The sequence below is a fragment of the Pseudaminobacter soli (ex Li et al. 2025) genome (genome assembly GCF_029892515.1).
GTDB classification, from domain to species: domain Bacteria; phylum Pseudomonadota; class Alphaproteobacteria; order Rhizobiales; family Rhizobiaceae; genus Pseudaminobacter; species Pseudaminobacter soli_A.
On record NZ_JARXVF010000008.1, the window covers coordinates 145,633 to 162,120 of the forward strand.

The 16,488-nt window shown below is 64.3% G+C and carries 17 protein-coding genes and 1 pseudogene; 8 read left to right on the top strand and 10 right to left on the bottom strand.

All coding sequences use genetic code 11. The annotated features are described in order from the left end of the window. Nucleotides 1–116 precede the first annotated feature (116 nt). Together M2281_RS25195 and M2281_RS25200 are read right to left on the bottom strand one after the other, a co-directional pair. On the bottom strand, nt 117–1,991 hold the full coding sequence (locus M2281_RS25195; protein WP_280823949.1) for an ABC transporter ATP-binding protein: 1,875 nt from the start codon (nt 1,989–1,991) through the stop codon (nt 117–119). A 15-nt stretch (nt 1,992–2,006) separates the two neighbouring features. Continuing rightward, nucleotides 2,007–2,459 (bottom strand): hypothetical protein, encoded by a 453-nt coding sequence (locus tag M2281_RS25200; RefSeq protein ID WP_280823950.1) that lies wholly within the window; start codon nt 2,457–2,459, stop codon nt 2,007–2,009. Nucleotides 2,460–2,740: 281 nt separating this feature from the next. Between M2281_RS25200 and M2281_RS25205 the strand changes: the two genes are divergently transcribed. Together M2281_RS25205 and soxR are read left to right on the top strand one after the other, a co-directional pair. Continuing rightward, nucleotides 2,741–3,199, top strand: coding sequence for a tRNA (cytidine(34)-2'-O)-methyltransferase (locus M2281_RS25205; RefSeq protein WP_280823951.1), 459 nt, complete (start codon nt 2,741–2,743; stop codon nt 3,197–3,199). 271 nt (nt 3,200–3,470) lie between these two features. After that, the gene (soxR, locus tag M2281_RS25210) at nt 3,471–3,941 is read left to right on the top strand and encodes a redox-sensitive transcriptional activator SoxR (protein WP_280823952.1); all 471 of its coding nucleotides are present in this window, start codon (nt 3,471–3,473) and stop codon (nt 3,939–3,941) included. Here the strand turns inward: soxR and M2281_RS25215 are convergent. After that, nucleotides 3,928–4,185 (bottom strand): hypothetical protein, encoded by a 258-nt coding sequence (locus tag M2281_RS25215; protein ID WP_280823953.1) that lies wholly within the window; start codon nt 4,183–4,185, stop codon nt 3,928–3,930. The two genes, soxR and M2281_RS25215, sit on opposite strands and share 14 nt — an antisense overlap. Nucleotides 4,186–4,303: 118 nt before the next feature. Here M2281_RS25215 and hemF point away from each other — a divergent pair, with 118 nt between their 5' ends. Then, on the top strand, nt 4,304–5,218 hold the full coding sequence (hemF, locus tag M2281_RS25220) for an oxygen-dependent coproporphyrinogen oxidase (protein WP_280823954.1): 915 nt from the start codon (nt 4,304–4,306) through the stop codon (nt 5,216–5,218). 250 nt (nt 5,219–5,468) lie between these two features. Continuing rightward, a complete protein-coding gene (locus M2281_RS25225; RefSeq protein WP_280823955.1) occupies nt 5,469–6,404 on the top strand; it encodes an alpha/beta hydrolase in 936 nt (311 codons plus the stop codon). A gap of 133 nt (nt 6,405–6,537) precedes the next feature. Here M2281_RS25225 and M2281_RS25230 read toward each other — a convergent pair whose 3' ends face one another. The 4 genes and pseudogenes from M2281_RS25230 to M2281_RS25245 all read right to left on the bottom strand — a co-directional run bounded on the left by M2281_RS25230 (nt 6,538) and on the right by M2281_RS25245 (nt 8,611). Next, nucleotides 6,538–6,738, bottom strand: a complete 201-nt coding sequence (locus M2281_RS25230; protein WP_280823956.1) for a hypothetical protein — start codon at nt 6,736–6,738, stop codon at nt 6,538–6,540. Between the two features lie 131 nt (nt 6,739–6,869). Next, complete coding sequence (locus tag M2281_RS25235) at nt 6,870–7,571, bottom strand: polysaccharide deacetylase family protein (protein ID WP_280823982.1); 702 nt, start codon at nt 7,569–7,571, stop codon at nt 6,870–6,872. Beyond that, nucleotides 7,564–8,034 (bottom strand): annotated as a pseudogene (locus M2281_RS25240) (glycosyltransferase family 25 protein); the annotation flags it as partial. The gene M2281_RS25235 and the pseudogene M2281_RS25240, both read right to left, overlap by 8 nt. 235 nt (nt 8,035–8,269) lie before the next feature. Continuing rightward, the gene (locus M2281_RS25245) at nt 8,270–8,611 is read right to left on the bottom strand and encodes a hypothetical protein (protein WP_280823957.1); all 342 of its coding nucleotides are present in this window, start codon (nt 8,609–8,611) and stop codon (nt 8,270–8,272) included. Nucleotides 8,612–8,858: 247 nt separating this feature from the next. Here M2281_RS25245 and M2281_RS25250 point away from each other — a divergent pair, with 247 nt between their 5' ends. After that, complete coding sequence (locus M2281_RS25250; protein WP_106725759.1) at nt 8,859–9,044, top strand: DUF1059 domain-containing protein; 186 nt, start codon at nt 8,859–8,861, stop codon at nt 9,042–9,044. A gap of 22 nt (nt 9,045–9,066) precedes the next feature. On the opposite strand, the gene M2281_RS25255 is transcribed toward M2281_RS25250, so the two are convergent. From M2281_RS25255 to M2281_RS25265, 3 genes are read right to left on the bottom strand one after another with little or no spacing between them, the layout of a single operon-like run. Continuing rightward, nucleotides 9,067–10,341 carry a CCA tRNA nucleotidyltransferase gene (locus tag M2281_RS25255; protein ID WP_280823958.1) on the bottom strand — a complete coding sequence of 425 codons (1,275 nt, stop codon included), beginning with the start codon at nt 10,339–10,341 and terminating at the stop codon, nt 9,067–9,069. Beyond that, complete coding sequence (locus tag M2281_RS25260; protein ID WP_280823959.1) at nt 10,338–10,970, bottom strand: CoA pyrophosphatase; 633 nt, start codon at nt 10,968–10,970, stop codon at nt 10,338–10,340. The genes M2281_RS25255 and M2281_RS25260 overlap by 4 nt, the downstream gene beginning before the upstream one ends. A 3-nt stretch (nt 10,971–10,973) precedes the next feature. Beyond that, nucleotides 10,974–11,603: a DUF1285 domain-containing protein gene (locus M2281_RS25265; RefSeq protein WP_280823983.1), complete on the bottom strand. Its 630-nt coding sequence runs from the start codon at nt 11,601–11,603 to the stop codon at nt 10,974–10,976. A gap of 137 nt (nt 11,604–11,740) precedes the next feature. Between M2281_RS25265 and M2281_RS25270 the strand changes: the two genes are divergently transcribed. Genes M2281_RS25270 through M2281_RS25280 form a run of 3 tightly spaced genes read left to right on the top strand, consistent with a single transcriptional unit; the run spans nt 11,741 to nt 16,487 of the window. Further along, entirely contained in the window at nt 11,741–12,745 is a 1,005-nt protein-coding gene (locus M2281_RS25270) for an AAA family ATPase (RefSeq protein WP_280823960.1), read from the top strand. After that, nucleotides 12,745–13,662, top strand: coding sequence for a DUF58 domain-containing protein (locus M2281_RS25275; RefSeq protein WP_280823961.1), 918 nt, complete (start codon nt 12,745–12,747; stop codon nt 13,660–13,662). The genes M2281_RS25270 and M2281_RS25275 overlap by 1 nt, the downstream gene beginning before the upstream one ends. Next, complete coding sequence (locus M2281_RS25280) at nt 13,659–16,487, top strand: DUF4159 domain-containing protein (RefSeq protein ID WP_280823962.1); 2,829 nt, start codon at nt 13,659–13,661, stop codon at nt 16,485–16,487. The genes M2281_RS25275 and M2281_RS25280 overlap by 4 nt, the downstream gene beginning before the upstream one ends. Nucleotide 16,488 lies beyond the last annotated feature (1 nt).

Below are 16,488 nucleotides of genomic sequence, written 5' to 3' on the forward strand. Positions count from 1 at the left end.
CCCTCTTTAGGTCGGGCGGTGGGGCACCGCCGTGGCGCCCCACCAATATAGGTTCTCGAAACCGCAAAACATCGGCGGAATGACGGCCACCTTTTCCGGCCCGGAAATCCGCATCCTCATTCGGCGGCGATTTCCTTTTCGACCGGCGTGGCTTCCACCTCATGCGGCAGGAAGCCGCCGGACTGGCGCATCCACAACTGAGCGTAAAGTCCGCCGTGCGCGACAAGTTCCTCGTGCGAGCCCTGCTCGACGATCCGGCCCTTGTCCATGACGATCAGCCGGTCCATCGCCGCGATGGTGGACAGCCGGTGCGCGATCGCGATCACCGTCTTGCCCTCCATCAGCCGATAGAGGTTTTCCTGGATCGCCGCCTCGACCTCGGAGTCGAGCGCCGAGGTGGCCTCGTCCAGGATCAGGATCGGCGCGTCCTTCAGCATGACACGGGCGATCGCGATGCGCTGGCGCTGACCGCCAGAAAGCTTCACGCCACGCTCGCCGACATGCGCCTCATAGCCCTTGCGGCCCTTGGCGTCGGCCAGCGTCGCGATGAACTCGCTCGCCGAGGCGCGGCGTGCTGCTTCCGCCATGGCCTCGTCGCCGGCATCGGGACGGCCGTAGAGGATGTTCTCGCTGACCGAACGATGCAGCAGCGAGGTATCCTGCGTGACCATGCCGATCTGCGCGCGGAGCGAATCCTGCGCCACCGCCGAGATGTCCTGCCCGTCGACGGCGATGCGGCCGCTTTCGAGGTCGTAGAAGCGCAGCAGCAGGTTGACCAGCGTCGACTTGCCCGCACCCGAGCGACCGACCAGGCCGACCTTTTCGCCGGGCTTGATGGTCAGCGACAGGTTCTCGATGACGCCCTTGCCCTGGCCGTAGTGGAAGCCGATCTTGTCGAACTCGATCTCGCCCTTGCGGACCGAGAGCTCGGGCGCATTGGGCTTGTCCTCGACCAGCCGCGGCAGCGAGATCGACGTGATGCCGTCCTGCACCGTGCCGATGTTCTCGAACAGGCCGGAGACCTCCCACATGATCCACTGCGACATGCCCCAGAGCCGGAGCACCAGGCCGATGGCCACTGCGACTGCGCCAACCGTGACGATCTCGTCCAGCCACAGGCTGATCGACAGCGCGCCGACCGAAATCAGCAGCAGCGAGTTGAGGCCGTAGACGACCATGTAGAACTGCGTCACGAGACGCCCTTGCGCGTAGGCGGTTCGCATGAAATCGCTCATGCCCTCGCGCGCATAGGTGGCCTCCCGCTGTGCATGGGAAAAGAGCTTCACCGTCTGGATGTTGGTGTAGCTGTCGACGATCCGCCCGGTCATCAGCGAGCGGGCATCGGCCTGCGCCGCTCCGACCTTGCCGAGCCGCGGCACGAAGAACCGCAGCGCAAGGAGATAGCAGACCAGCCACACCAGCAGCGGCGCCGTCAGCCGCCAGTCGGCCGAGCCGACGATGACCAGCACGCCCAGGAAATAGACGATCACATAGTTCAGCACCTCGACGAACTTGATGACCGTCTCGCGTACCGCCAGCGCCGTTTGCATCAGCTTGGCGGCGATGCGGCCTGCGAACTCGTCCTGGTAGAAGGCCATCGACTGGTTCAGCAGGTAGCGATGCACCTGCCAGCGGATGCGCATCGGATAGTTGCCGAACAGCGTCTGGTACGTATTGAAGGACGACAGCGACACCGTCAGCGGCAAGGCGACGCCGACGACCAGCACCATGCCCGCAAGCTTCCACCACTCCGTCTGAAGGAACGTGGCCCGATCATGCGCCGACAGCCAATCGACGATGTTGCCGAGGAAGCCGAACATCCAGACTTCCATGATGGCGATCAGCGCCATGGTAATCGCCGCGATCAGCACGAACGGCCAGGCGGGCTTCGTGAAATGCCAACAGAACGCGACCAGCGTCCGCGGCGGCTCGATGGGTTTGTCCGCGGGAAACGGATCCAGTCTTTGTTCAAACCAGCGAAACATCTTCATTCTCTTCAAATCATGTCATGCGGCGCGCTTCAGCGGGCGCTCGCATGCATCTTCGGTCGTAATTTCACCGGCCTCGCCGGCTCCGCCTTTCGCAGCAGAGTCGGCCGCGCCAATGTAGGATATCGGGTCGGCCGCGCCGACCCTCTCGCACATCGCTCCTGACATGGTCGCGACAGGAGCTTTCATGGGCACATCGCGACGGACGATTTCGCCAAGCCAGTCGATCAGTCGCCGTAGCGGCGAGCGATAGCCCGGATCAGGACCGGCGTCCCAGGGGTCGATATCGGGCAGGCCGCCGCGCCGCCGGTGTCCTTCATATGGGTGCTCGAGCGGCACGCGCGCACCCATGGCCAGCGCCCAGGCGGCCAGCTTTCGCTCGCTGCGGCTCAAGCCGCCGGCAGCGCGGCGGCCCGGATTGGAAGGCAGGTCAGACGGGGCATCGGGCCCCTTGGCAAACGGAAAAAACATCGCAAAATTCCTTCGGGAACGGAGAAACTGTTCCGGCGGAAATCGAGACGATGCTGTTTGGAAATGTCAGGAAGTAAAAAGCGTCGAACCGAAACCGCCGTCAGGCCTTACGGCCTCGGTGGAGCCAAAACATACGTACAGCCATGCTTTCCTCCTTCGGTTCGAGTTGACAATGCGGGCTCTATAGACCCAAACGGCTCGAAAAGCCATGCCGGCCGGAAACTTTCTCGCCACAACAGGGCAATCGTTGCCATCAGGCAACAGATTAGCGGAGACGAATATTGACCCAAGGCATCCGCATCGCGCTCTACCAGCCCGACATCGCCGGCAATACTGGCACGATATTGCGCATGGCTGCCTGCTTCGGCCTTGCCGTCGACATCATCGAGCCAGCCGGCTTCGACCTCTCCGACCGCAATTTGCGCCGGGCCGGGATGGACTATCTCGAAATGGCCGCCCTTAAGCGCCATGTCGATTTCGCGGCCTTCGATGCCTGGCGGATTTCCGAAGGCCGCAGGCTTGTCCTGTTCAGCACCAAGGCCACCCTGTCCTACACCGAATTCCACTACGCCGACGGCGACGTAATATTGTTTGGCCGCGAATCTGCGGGCGTACCCGACCATGTGCACGACCGCGCCGACGAACGGCTTCTCATTCCCATGCGCGGCGGCGGCCGCAGCCTGAACCTTGCCCTGAGCGCGGCGATCGCCGCCAGCGAAGCGATGCGGCAGCTCGGCTGACAGGTCCACCACGCCCGGAGAATGATCCCGAAAAGCTGCAGACTTTTCGGACAAGATCATGCGGCAAAAACAAAAGCTTACAGCGCTGTTGTGATTCAACGTGCGAGCATCTTGACCCAAAACCACCGCAAACCGCCCAACGCGCCGTCCGCGCCGCGTCAGCCATCCCGCGATTGCCAGTCTCATGAACATCCATCCATCCTTCGATTTGCGTGCCGAAGGATGACCTGCTACAACCTCAACTTAACTTTAGGTCAAGCTGGAATTCGTTATGGTCAGGGAATTTACGGTCGGCGAAGTGGCAAGCCGCAGCGGCGTGGCGGTTTCCGCGCTGCATTTCTATGAAAGCAAGGGCCTGATCCGGAGCCACCGCACCGCCGGAAATCAGCGGCGCTACAGCCGCGACGTGCTCAGGCGCGTCGCCGTCATCCGTGTTGCGCAGGAAATCGGCCTTTCGCTTGCCGACATTGCAGCCGCCCTCGCCTCGCTGCCGGACGGCCGTACGCCGACGCGCGAGGACTGGCGGGTGCTGTCGGAAGGCTGGGCGTCCGATCTCGACCGGCGTATCCTGCAGATGCAGAAGCTGCGCGACGGCCTCACCGGCTGCATCGGCTGCGGTTGCATGTCGCTGGAGCACTGCCCGCTGCACAATGCGCATGACCGTCTCGCCGCCGAGGGCCCCGGCCCCAGGCGTCTGCTGGTCGAAACAGCAGGAAAGGCAGCGCCGCCTAGTCGGACGTAGGCAGGCGCCGGATGGTGAATTCGATGACGTCGCCGGGGCGTTCGAACCAGCTCTCGATGCTCGTCCAATAGGCCTGCTTCGGCCAGCGGTCGAACCACTCCTTCGCCTTGGCGCGCGCATCGGATCGCGGCAGCACGTAGGTTTCGCGCAGGAAACCGTCGCGCGGCATGCGCGCACGCGCCGCCCGGCTCTCTTCGAGCCTCTTCTTCAGACCATCCAGTGGCGGTCTTGTCGGGGTACTCACGAGGAACTCCTTGACCCAGATCACCAAGAGATTAGGGATCGCGGTGAAAAAATACGAGTCATTTGTGGATGCGCCCGTCCCTATGGAACTCAGGCATCCCTGATCAAGTGGAGTTGGTATGGAACGCCCCGAAATCCCAGTCGGCTTGCCGGCCGACATCGAGGACAAGAAGGAAACGGCTCGTCAGTGGTTCGAGGAACTGCGTGACCGCATCCGCGCCGCCTTCGAACAGCTCGAGGACGAGGTAACCGGACCGCAGACCGACCGCGCGGCGGGCCGTTTCGAGCGGACCCCCTGGCAGCGCGACGAAGGCAAGGGCGGCGGCGGCATCATGTCGATGATGCATGGCCGCGTCTTCGAGAAGGTCGGCGTGCACACCTCCACCGTTTACGGCGAATTCTCGCCTGAGTTCCGCAAGCAGATGCCCGGCGCCGAGGAAGACCCGCGCTTCTGGGCAAGCGGCATCTCGCTGATTGCGCACCCCTGGAACCCGAACGTTCCAGCCGTGCACATGAACACGCGCATGGTGGTGACCTCGCGCCAGTGGTTCGGCGGCGGCGCCGACCTTACACCTGTGCTCGACCGGCGCCGCACGCACGAAGACCCCGATACGATGGCCTTCCACAAGACGATGGAATTCACCTGCGGCAAGCATCCGGCCGTGGCCGACTACGCCAAGTACAAGGCCTGGTGCGACGAGTATTTTTATCTCCCGCACCGCAACGAGGCGCGCGGCATCGGCGGCATCTTCTATGACTGGCTGCACTCGCCCGAGGAAAAGGGCGGCTGGGACGCCGATTTCCGCTTCACGCAGGATGTCGGCCGCTCCTTCCTCGTCGTCTACCCGCATCTGGTGCGCCGCAACTTCAACACCGCCTGGTCCGACGCCGACCGCGACGAGCAGCTCATCCGCCGTGGCCGCTATGTCGAGTTCAACCTGCTCTACGACCGCGGCACGATCTTCGGCCTGAAGACCGGCGGCAACGTCAACTCGATCCTGTCGAGCATGCCGCCGGCGGTGAAGTGGCCGTAAACGGCCAACCACGCGTCGCTCAGTTCCCGAATTGATGACAAGTTGTCGGGCATCTCCTGTTGCCCGATGACGGATTGAAACACATTGTGATTGAAACTTGCCGTTTCGTCAGCCTGCTGTCATCGGCTTGCTTTGAACGGCAGATAATCGGTTTTCTCGGCTCGACTGACCGTCGGCCGATGGTTGTCCGTTTCCGGCGGCCAAACGCACCCTAGAATGTTGGTTAACTTTTCGCTGACAGTGTCCAGGCATGGCAAAGAAAACGTTTATCGGCACCCTGTCCCTTCTGCTCGCCCTTGGCGTGGCTGGCGTCGCCAGCGCGCGCGACCTATCTGACTGCGAACGTAACGGATCGCAGGCAAGGATGGCTGCTTCGAGCACGAACAAGGAAAAACTGGTCGCCCCCCCCGCCAGCGCCTCCGGCTGTCCGGACCTTTCGGCCGATGCGAAGGCGGCTGCCCCCGCCGCCCAGCCTGATACGGCCAATGCGAGCCCCGCGCCGCAGGCTCCGGCAACTGGTGCCCTCCCCGCCGAGGTCGGCGCCAGCTCGATCATCCACGCCAAGGATTTCACCGTGCTCGTCAAGCGGCCGGAAAATCCCTCGGCCGAAACGCTGGTGCTGCTGCACGGCTCGGGCGGCGACGAGACGACATTGATGTCTCTTGCCTCGCGCATGGCGCCGCGCGCAGTGCTGATGGGCGTGCGCGGCCGCGTCGTGCAGGACGGCAAGAAGCGCTGGTACAAGCGCATCACCCCTACCCAGTTCGACCAGAACGACATCCGCGGCGAAGCCAACGCATTCGCCAATTTCCTCGCCGGCATGGTGAAGGTGAAGAAGCTCGACCTCGATCACACCACCTTCCTGGGCTACTCGAACGGCGCCAATCTGCTGGCCGCGCTTTCGGTGCTCCATCCGGGCCTGATCGAACGTGCGATCCTGCTGCGGCCGATGTCGGTGCTGGACAAAGTGCCTGAGGTCAGCCTGTCGGGCACGCGCTTCCTCGTGGTGGCAGGGGGGGCCGACCAGACCTACGCGCCTCTCGCGCCGGCGCTCGAAGCCATGCTGCGCGATCACGGCGCACGCCTGGAAGTGCGCACGATCAAGGCCGACCACGGTCTCGGCGACGAAGATGTCAAGGTCGTCGGCGATTGGCTGGCACGTGCGAGCGCCGTGTCTTTGAACTGACGAGCGCCCTCAAGAATCGAGTGGACGGACGCCCACAGGCAGCCTCATCTGGGCCGACGGCTGCTTCGCACGTCCGAACGAATAGAAAGGCCCGCGCCGGGGCACCGGAGCGGGCCTGATCAACCGCTAAGCCTCACTTGCCGGAATGCTTATGAGCTTCGGTCGTGTGACGGTGGGCATGTTCGCTGTGTTCGACGGCGGCCGATGAGTGCTTTTTGGCCTCGTCGTGGCGTCCCTGTTCATGTTCATGCGCAGCGCTGCGGTGATGATGAGCAGCCGCGGCATGGTGGGCCGCGGCGTTGTGATGATGCTCTGATGCCGGGTGCTTTGCCATGACACGTTCCTTTTCCTGGTTGACAGGTGGCCAAACAACAACCGTTTGCACCTAAGGTTCCACGCGCCCGAACGCGCAACCCGTCTCGGCAATGCCTCAGAAGGTCGGTCGGGGAAAATGGAAAGCGAGGCTCATCTAGTGAGGCACTTCCTGAGAAAATGCAGCCAAGTGTCGTTGCGCCGGATCGTCAGGCGCGGCAGGCCAAAGGAGTCGTCCTCCTTGCGGGCGCGCCGCCGCGCGGTTGTCGTGGCGTAATCATAGGCCGCATCGCGCGCGAGCTTGCGCATATCTCCATTCTCGTCGCCATAAGGATAGCAAAACGAGGTCACCGCTTCGCCAATCATGTCCTGCAGTATCTCACGCGATAGCGCGATCTGCTTTCTTGCTTCCTCCCAGGGCACTTGCGGCAGATGCACATGGTCGAGTGTATGCGAGCCGACTTCATGCCCGAGTGCCGCCCATTCCCGCATCTGGGCAACCGACATGCAGGGAGCCTGCACCCCGCCGAACGGAATATCCCAGGCATTTTGCCCGCCAACCTGATTGGCGACGAAGAAATTGGTCGCCGTGAAGCCATGCGCTTGCAGCACGAGCAGAGCTTTTTCGTAGACGTTGAGAAAGCCGTCGTCGAAGGTGATTGCGGCCACTTTGCCGGTCTTTTCGCCTCGGATATAGGGCATCGCCTCGCGCAGCGATAAGCCCTGGTAGCCAAGCCGCTTCAGCCAGTTCATTTGCCGGCGGAACGCGTCGGGATGAACGATCATGCTGCGAAACGGCACCCGCCGGACAGGCGGAATATCGATCTGGTGATAGAGAAGGATCGGTACGAACACCATTTCCGGCAAAGACTTCCGCCCCTGTTTCACGATCTGCGCGAAAAGGCAAACGGATGAAGTCGCCAGATTTCAGATGCGAGCAGGCCGTCGCAAAAGCGGCACCAAAGCCGGCGTTCAAAGCGACATCATCCTCGATGACGAGGCCTGCATCGAGGTTCTGGGTTACGATGGCCTGCCAGGCCTTCCGATGTGAAAGGAAACAGGCGATCTCGTTGGTGCTCAATGCAAACGGGTAGCGCGGCCGGTGCAATTGGCGGCGATAGACGCGGTCGATCTCAGGCTTCGACAAGGCGAGACTATCCACGGCGTCTATGATTTCCGCTTCGACCGGAAGTTCGGCAACCAGGCGACTTACCTGTTCACGCCGGTTCTCTGCCCGCTTCAAATAGATGATGAATGCTTTGATTGTCTTCTGGGACGAGTGAGATTGACTTTCCGTCGACGAAACAGCACCGCCCATCATCTTCGCATCCAAAACGTGTTGCTAATATTTCCAAGCCAGCGGAATAATCCTGCGAGCCGCAATAGCGCCCGTCTATCAGAAATCAATAAAAATGCGACAGGCTTTCTTCGGAGTACTTTCGGGGAAGCCAATCCAGAGCGCGCCGATATCGACGGCGCCAAGAGCCCGCCGACGATCCCAACCACGGTTTCACCGTGGTCGACGGCTACCTACCTCAGCGTGCCTGCGCCCCTCACTTCGTGCAGCCAGTCAGCTGCTTCTCCTCAATCGAGAATACGCCCTTCTCCTTGACCTCCACGTTCTTCACCACACAGGTCCGACCGGTCTTGTCCGTGAGCTTGGCATCATAATTGCCGGCCGGCGTGTCGCGGATGAGCAACCTTTCATCGTGGTCGACCGAGCCATCGGGGTCGTTCTTCGTCTGGTTCTTGCCCCAGCTTTCGGTTCCGGCCGGCGCCAGGTAAAACTCCGTGACGGTGTTTTCGGTCAGGTTCCAGAACTGCTGCTTGTTATTGGCGGCGTTTGCGGAGCCTGAGATCAAAAGCAATGTGACGGCAATACTTAGAGCACGCATCGTTTCCTCCCGGAACATGTGCTAACGGGCGGCATGCTATCATGATCTTGTGCATCGCTCGACTGGCGGTTGCGGCTCGACAAGGCCGGCGATCGGAACCAGTTGACGGCGGGAGCCTGGAGGGCAATCCTTGGGCAATGCCTAAGAAGCCCCCAAAGGGCGGGACGAATGTCCCGCTTGATCTCAATGATCATCGAAACGGGACGAAACAGGCAGATTACGCAATGAAAACAAAGGGAGAAAAGCCATGAAAGAGTTTCAATGCGGCTCACTCGTCCCCGGCTGTGACTGGCACACCCGCCACCAAGAGGAGGCGGAAATCATCCGCCGCGCGGTCGAGCACATGCGCGAAACCCATGGCGAGACGATCATCCGCGAAACGATGATCGAGGCGATCCGCTCGCGGATCGAAAAGGTTCGCGACGCCGCCTGAGAGCTAAGTGCCGCCCAAAATCTCAATCAACCGTCTTGAGGCTATCGGCGGCGCGTTCGAGCAGCGCGCCGCGTTCGAGGGAAAAACCTGAATCGATCCAGGCATTTTCGAGCCCACGTAGCATCTCGCCCACCTTCGGCCCCTTGCCGACGCCAAGCGCCGCAAGGTCTTTGCCATTAATTGGAAATTCCGGCCGCTGCCATTTCGCGGCAAAGCCGAGAAGGCGCGAATAGCCGCCCGCTTCCATCATCGCCTTGTCGTCCTGCACCGCCTTGCTCCGGGCAGAAGCCAGCGCCAGCTTCAGCCGGTCGGCAATGCCGCCGGGATCGCCGCGATAGAGCACTTTTGCAAAGGCGCCTTCGGTCAGCGTCGGCGCCGGCGTGTCCGAGCGCGCCCACTCCGCCAGCCGATTGGCCTCAGCGCGCGACATCCGCAGCCGCTCCGCCATCGCGGCCATGCGCACCGCGTCCGGTGGCACGATGGCTTCCAGCCGCAGCATTGGATCGGCCGGCCAGCCGAGTGACGCCTCGGTGGCCACCAGCGCATGAATGGCGTCGATGCCCCACTTCTCGCTTTCCGGCAGGATGCGCGTCAGCACCCCGGCCTGCCGCATCCACAGAAGCGCACGCGAGGGATCGGGCGCAGACAGCAGCTTCTTGAGCTCGCTCCACACCCGTTCGGCCGACAGCCCGTCGAGCCCCTCCTTCAGCCGCGCGCAGGCCTTCAGCCCCTCAGCGTCCGGCCGCCCCGCGCCATACCAGGCAAAGAACCGGAAGAAGCGCAGGATGCGCAGAAAATCCTCGCGGATGCGCGTTTCCGCGTCGCCGATGAAGCGCAATGTCCGGTTTTCGAGGTCGGCAAGGCCACCGACCAGATCGACCACATGCCCGTCCGCCTCGGCGTAGAGCGCGTTGATGGTGAAGTCGCGCCGTTCGGCGTCAAGCTTCCAGTCGCGGCCGAAATGCACCTTGGCGCGGCGTCCGTCGGTTTCGATGTCGGCGCGCAGCGTCGTCACCTCGAACGGCCGCCCGCCCGCCACCACGGTGATGGTGCCATGCTCGGCCCCGGTCGGAATGGCCTTGAAGCCGGCCGCCTTGGCGCGGCGCATGGTTTCGTCCGGATTGGTCGTGGTCGCGATGTCGACGTCCGAAACCGGCTGCCCCAGAAGCGCGTTGCGCACCGCACCGCCGGCGATGCGCGCCTGCTCGCCATCCGCGTTCAGGGCCGCAAGCAGCGCCTGCAGCTTCGCGTCGTCCAGCCAGTCCGCCTTGCCGGCGATCGTCGCGCTGCCGCTCATGTATAAAACCTTTCATAGAGGGTCCGGATGATGCCGGCCGTGACGCCCCAAATGCGCTGGCCGCCATAGGGCATGTCGTAATAGACCCATTTGCGGTCGTCCCAGACGCGGCTGTTCTGATGATGATTGGCCGGGTCCATCAGGAAGCGCAGCGGCACCTCGAAGGCCACGTCCACCTCATGCGCATTGAGCTTCAGGTGAAAGCCCGGCTGCACGATGCCGAGCACCGGCGCGATGCGATAGCCGCTGCCCGACACATAGTCCGGCATGCGCCCGATGACCTCGATGTGGCCGGCGTCGAGCCCGATTTCCTCCTGAGCCTCGCGTAGCGCGGCAAATTCCGGTGTCGGGTCGGTGGCGTCGATGCGCCCGCCCGGAAAGGCCACCTGGCCGGAATGGCTGCGCAGCTTCTCGGCCCGCTTGGTCAGGATGACGCTAGCCTCATCGCCGTGATCCACCACCGGGATCAGCACGGCGGCCGCGCGGAGATTGTCTCGCTTGATCAGGTCCCCGAAGCCGGGATTGAAATAATGGTCGCCATAGTCGTGCCTGGCATCTTCCGGATGCAGGCGCACCACACGCTCGCGAAAGTCGCGTGCGGAAAAATGCGATGCGGCAACCTTGTCCATGGCTCAGGCACTCAGCCGCTGCAGCTTCTCCAGCGGCATGATTGGAAACACGGCCCCCTTCGAGCGCACGGCAAACATCTGCTCGCCGTCGATCTCGACCTCTTCGCCATATTCGACCAGCTCGTACATCACCGGCCGCGCCACCAGCGCTTCGAGCCGGCCGCGCACCAGCACGTAGGGTTTCAGCCCGCCGGTCTCGTCCTCGTCCACGAAGCGCATCGGCCGCTCCGGGCCCGCCTCCACAACATCGCCCACATTGGTGCGGAAGGTAATTACCTGCTCGTCGCCCGAGCCCGTCACCGTCATCTCGACGGCCACGAAAGGCGCATCCACCACGCGGATGCCCACCTTCTCCACCGGCGTCACAAGGTAGGTCTTGCCGTCCGCGTCCTTGCGCAGCACCGTGGAGAACAGCTGCACCAGCGGCATGCGGCCGATCGGGGTGCCGAGATAGAACCAGGTTCCGTCCTGCCGGATCTCCATGTCGAGGTCGCCGCAGAAGTCCGGGTTCCAGCGTTCGACGGGCGGCAGGCCTTGTCCCGCGCGGGCGGCGCGCGAAATAAGTGCTTGCAGTCCGGCGGCGTCGCCCACTGCTGTCAGGCTCTCTCGTTGATCTTGGCTGTCATGGGTCATCGTCACGAAATAGTCACTGTTGTTGCGCTTGTCAGCCTAGTTCAGTGATTTAAGTTCACTTGATTGGACTGGAAAGAAGCGAATCGTAACGGCCAGAAATGGTTACATATTCGCCCAGAAGCGAGGATCGAAGCGGTATGAGCGTAGTGATCAAGGACCCCTCGATCGGCGAGAAGGAAATGATCGCGGATGCCGAGAAGGCGCTTGGCGACATTGCCCGGGTTCGCGACGGCATCGGCCGGGTCATCTACGGCCAGGAGAGCGTCATCGAGCGCACGCTGGTGGCGCTTTTGGCCGGTGGGCACGCGCTTCTGGTTGGCGTTCCGGGCCTTGCCAAGACCAAGCTGGTCGAGACGCTAGGCATCGTGCTCGGCATGGATTCGCGCCGCGTCCAGTTCACGCCCGACCTGATGCCGTCAGACATCCTCGGCTCCGAAGTGATGGAGCAGGACGAGAACGGCAGGCGCTCCTTCCGTTTCATTCCCGGCCCCATCTTCGCCCAGCTTTTGATGGCCGACGAGATCAATCGCGCGAGCCCGCGCACGCAGTCGGCGCTTCTGCAGTCGATGCAGGAGTATCACGTCACCGTCGCCGGCGCGCGCCATGACCTGCCCGCCCCCTTCCACGTCCTGGCCACCCAGAACCCGCTGGAGCAGGAAGGCACCTACCCGCTGCCCGAAGCCCAGCTCGACCGCTTCCTGATGCAGATCGACATCCTCTACCCGGACATCGAGGCCGAGCGCCGCATCCTGCTCGAAACCACCGGCGTCGAGGAGGCCAAGGCCGCCAATGTCCTGACGCCTGAGCGCCTGAAGGAAATCCAGCGGCTCATCCGTCGCATGCCGGTGCCCGAAAGCGTGGTCGAGGCGATCCTGTCGCTAGTCCGCTCGGCCCGTCCGGGTCAGGGCAATGCCGACACCGACAAGCATGTCGCCTGGGGCCCCGGCCCGCGCGCCAGCCAGGCGCTGACGCTCTGCGCCCGCGCCCGCGCGCTCTATGACGGCCGGCTCGCGCCGTCGATCGACGACATCAAGGCATTGGCAGAGCCGGTTCTGCAGCACCGCATGGCGCTCACCTTCGCCGCCCGCGCCGAAGGCATGAGCGTGCGCGACGTGGTGGCGCGGCTGGTGAAGGGAATCTGATGGCACGCATTGGCGAGGCGTCGCCTCCTGTCGGCACCAAGGACGCCCTTGCCCGCGCAAGGCAGCGTGCCTTTCTGGTGCCCGACCTGCTGATCGAGGCGCGCCGCGTGGTCAACACCGTCATCAGCGGCTGGCATGGCCGCCGCAAGCGCGGCATCGGCGAGAATTTCTGGCAGTTCCGCCCCTATGTCGAGGGCGAGACCATGGCCAGCATCGACTGGCGACGCTCCGCCCGCGACGACCATATCTATGTGCGCGACCGCGAATGGGAGGCCGCCCACACCGTCTGGCTGTGGGCCGACCCGTCCGCCTCCATGCTCTACAAGTCGCGGACCGCAAACGTTTCCAAGGAATCGCGCGCGCTGGTGCTGACCCTGGCGCTGGCCGAGCTTTTGTCGCGCGGCGGCGAGCGCATCGCCTGGCCGGGCCTCACCGATCCCTTCACCGCGCGCAACGGCGCCGAGCGGCTCGCCACCCACCTGTCTCATGCCGGTCCGCTGCCGCACAAACCCGATCTCACCGCCGTGCGCCGCTTTTCCGACATCGTCATTACCAGCGACTTCCTCGATCCCGTCGAGGAAACAATGGCTTGGCTTGATGTTCTCGCGCGGCGCGGCGCCCGTGCGCATCTCATCGAGGTTGCCGATCCGGCGGAGGAAACCTTCCCCTATTCCGGGCGCACCGAGTTCAGCGATCCTGAGACCGGCGACAAGATCACCGCCGGCCGCGCCGAGCAGCTGAGCGAAGAATATCGCCGGCTCTACATCGCCCGCCGCGAAGAGCTCGCGGCCTGGTGCAAGCGGCTCGGCTGGAGCTACACCGTCAACCACACCGACCGCCTCGCCTCCGAGGCGCTGGTGCAGGTGCACATGGCCATGAGCGCCGATAGTGGCTACGCCACGGGAGTGCGCGCATGAGTTGGCTGCCGCTCTCCTTCGGCTTCCCCGCGATCCTGTGGGGCCTTCTGGCGCTGCCGGTCATCTGGTGGCTGCTGAGGCTCACCCCGCCCAAGCCGCAGACGGAGATCTTTCCGCCGCTGAAGATCCTGGCCCGCGTGCTGAAGCGCGAGGAAACGCCCCGGCAAAGCCCGTGGTGGCTGACGCTGCTGAGGCTCCTGATGGCCGCGCTCGTCGTCATGGCGCTCGCCGAACCCATCTTCAATCCGCGCGAAAAACTGCCCACCGCCGGCAGCGCGCTGGCGCTCGTCATCGACAACGGCTGGGCCGCCTCGCCCGATTGGGACCGCCGCGTTGCCACCGCCGAGCGGCTGATCGACGATGCCGCGGTCGGCGGCGTGCCGATCCTGCTGGCGTTCACTGCCGAAAAGCCGAATGCCGACATCGGCCCCTTCTCGCCCGAGGCCGCGCGCGACAAGCTGCGCGCTACCCATCCGCGACCGATCCCGACTGACCGCCCGGGCGTCTATGCCCGCGTCTCCGCAGCACTCGACACCATGCCCGGCGCAAGCGTTGCCGTGCTGGCCGACGGCCTTGCAGCACCAGGCGACGACGCCGCCTTCAAGACGCTCCTAGGCAAAGGTCCGTCGAGCGTGATCTGGGCAGTTCCCGACAGGCTGGCGACCGTGGGGCTGACCAGCACCGAGAACCAGATCGAAGGCTTTGCGCTCACCGCGGTCCGCCCGTCCAGCGATGCCGCGCCGCGCCAGATCAGCGCCGGCGCCTATGACGACAAGGGCCGCCGCATCGCCGACGCGACCATCACCTTCGGCATGGGCGAGACCAAGGGCGCGGGGCTGATGAAGGTTCCCTTCGAGCTGCGCAACGATTTTGCCGCCATGTCGATCGACGGCGAAAATCACGCCGGCGCCGTGCGCGTGCTGGACGAAAGCGCCAAGCGCCGCCGCGTCGGGCTGATCTCGCAATCCGAGGCCGACCAGGCGCAGCCGCTGCTGTCGCCCCTCTATTATATCCGCCGGGCGCTGCAGCCTTTCGCCGATCTGGTCGAGCCCCAGAGCCGCGACCTCGCCGATGCCATCCCGCAGCTTCTGGAACAGAAGCCGGCCATGATCGTCATGGCCGATATCGGCAACATTCCCGAGCCCGCCCACCAGAAGCTGGTGGAGTGGGTGAACAATGGCGGCATGCTGGTGCGCTTCGCCGGCTCGCGCCTCGCTGCCGCCGGCAATGACGACGAGCTTCTGCCCGTCCGCCTCCGCACCGGCGAACGCTCGCTGGGCGGCGCGCTGTCCTGGACCGAGCCGCAGCCGGTCACCGAATTCCCCAAGACCGGCCCGTTCTCCGATCTCGCCCCGCCCTCGGAGGTTACTGTCAGCCGACAGGTACTGGCCGAGCCTTCGGCCGACATCGTCGACCGCACCTGGGCAAACCTCGCCGACGGCACGCCGCTGGTCACTGGCGCAAAGCGCGAAAAAGGCACGCTCGTGCTCTTCCACACCGCGCCGCAGGCGACTTGGTCCAACCTGCCGATCTCCGGCAGCTTCGTGGAAATGCTGCGGCGCCTGGTGCAGATGTCGCGAAACCAAGGTGCAGTCGCCGCCAACGGCGAAGGCCAGGTGGCCTCGCTGGCGCCCTATCGCATGATCGCGGCCAACGGCACGCTGGTGCCGCCGCCCGCCGAGGCGCGGCCGTTGACGGTCGGTCGCGGCCCGGCGGTGACCATCGAAAACCCGCCCGGCCTCTATGGCAGCGAGGAAGGCGTGGTGGCGCATAATCTGCTCCCGGCCGACGCCACGCTCGCCCCGCTAGCGCGCCCTCAGATCGCGGCGCCCGTCACCGAGATGCGCTATGCCTTCGATGAATCCCGCGACCTGAAGGGCCCGCTCGTGGCCGCCGCAGCCATCCTCATGCTGCTCGACACGCTGGCCGTGTTCTGGCTGGGCGGCATGTTCGCCGGCCGCCGCGGCCGCACTGCTGCGCGCGGTGCCGGCACTGCTGCCGTGCTGCTGGCTGCGGGCGCGCTCTTCTTTGCGCTTGCTCCGCATGCTGCGCATGCCGACGATTCCAAGCCGGGCGACGAAGCCGCCGTCCAGGCAGTGTCGAAGACCCGGCTGGCTTACGTGATCACCGGCGACTCCTCGGTCGACGACATCAGCCGCGCCGGCCTCGAAGGCCTGACGCGCTTCCTCATCGACAAGACCGCGCTCGAGCCGGGCGACCCGGCCGGCGTCGACATCGTCCATGACGAACTCGCCTTCTACCCGATCATCTATTGGCCGATCGATCCCAAGGCGGCCATGCCCTCGCAGGAGGCCATCGCCCGCATCGACGCCTATATGCAGCAGGGCGGCACGGTGCTGTTCGACACGCGCGACCAGTATGCCAACGGCATCGGCGGGGAATCGGCCAGCCCGGCCACCGGCCGGCTGCGCGACATCCTGGCCAATCTCAACGTGCCCCCGCTGGAGCCTGTGCCGGCAGACCACGTGCTGACGAAATCCTTCTACATCCTTCCGGAGTTTCCCGGCCGCTTCAACGGCAGCCCGCTCTGGGTCGAGGCGTCGCTTGAGGCGAACAATGCCGAGCATCGCCCCGTGCGCACCGGCGACGGCGTGACCCCGATCATGATCACCGCCAATGACTTCGCCGGCGCCTGGGCCGTCGACGGCAGCGGCAATCCGATGTTCCCCACCGTGCCGTCCGACCCGACGCAGCGCCTGCTTGCCTTTCGCGCCGGCGTCAACATCGTCATGTACATGCTGACTGGCAACTACAAATCCGACCAGGTGCACGTGCCCGCCCTGCTCGAAAGGTTGGGGCAGTAGC

Excerpts from the sequence above, each read along its gene's own strand:
- M2281_RS25195 (WP_280823949.1), bottom strand. The coding sequence starts at position 1,991 with ATGAAGATGTTTCGCTGGTTTGAACAAAGACTGGATCCGTTTCCCGCG.
- M2281_RS25200 (WP_280823950.1), bottom strand. The coding sequence starts at position 2,459 with ATGTTTTTTCCGTTTGCCAAGGGGCCCGATGCCCCGTCTGACCTGCCT.
- soxR (WP_280823952.1), top strand. The coding sequence starts at position 3,471 with ATGGTCAGGGAATTTACGGTCGGCGAAGTGGCAAGCCGCAGCGGCGTG.
- hemF (WP_280823954.1), top strand. The coding sequence starts at position 4,304 with ATGGAACGCCCCGAAATCCCAGTCGGCTTGCCGGCCGACATCGAGGAC.
- M2281_RS25225 (WP_280823955.1), top strand. The coding sequence starts at position 5,469 with ATGGCAAAGAAAACGTTTATCGGCACCCTGTCCCTTCTGCTCGCCCTT.
- M2281_RS25230 (WP_280823956.1), bottom strand. The coding sequence starts at position 6,738 with ATGGCAAAGCACCCGGCATCAGAGCATCATCACAACGCCGCGGCCCAC.
- M2281_RS25245 (WP_280823957.1), bottom strand. The coding sequence starts at position 8,611 with ATGCGTGCTCTAAGTATTGCCGTCACATTGCTTTTGATCTCAGGCTCC.
- M2281_RS25250 (WP_106725759.1), top strand. The coding sequence starts at position 8,859 with ATGAAAGAGTTTCAATGCGGCTCACTCGTCCCCGGCTGTGACTGGCAC.
- M2281_RS25255 (WP_280823958.1), bottom strand. The coding sequence starts at position 10,341 with ATGAGCGGCAGCGCGACGATCGCCGGCAAGGCGGACTGGCTGGACGAC.
- M2281_RS25260 (WP_280823959.1), bottom strand. The coding sequence starts at position 10,970 with ATGGACAAGGTTGCCGCATCGCATTTTTCCGCACGCGACTTTCGCGAG.
- M2281_RS25265 (WP_280823983.1), bottom strand. The coding sequence starts at position 11,603 with ATGACCCATGACAGCCAAGATCAACGAGAGAGCCTGACAGCAGTGGGC.
- M2281_RS25270 (WP_280823960.1), top strand. The coding sequence starts at position 11,741 with ATGAGCGTAGTGATCAAGGACCCCTCGATCGGCGAGAAGGAAATGATC.
- M2281_RS25275 (WP_280823961.1), top strand. The coding sequence starts at position 12,745 with ATGGCACGCATTGGCGAGGCGTCGCCTCCTGTCGGCACCAAGGACGCC.
- M2281_RS25280 (WP_280823962.1), top strand. The coding sequence starts at position 13,659 with ATGAGTTGGCTGCCGCTCTCCTTCGGCTTCCCCGCGATCCTGTGGGGC.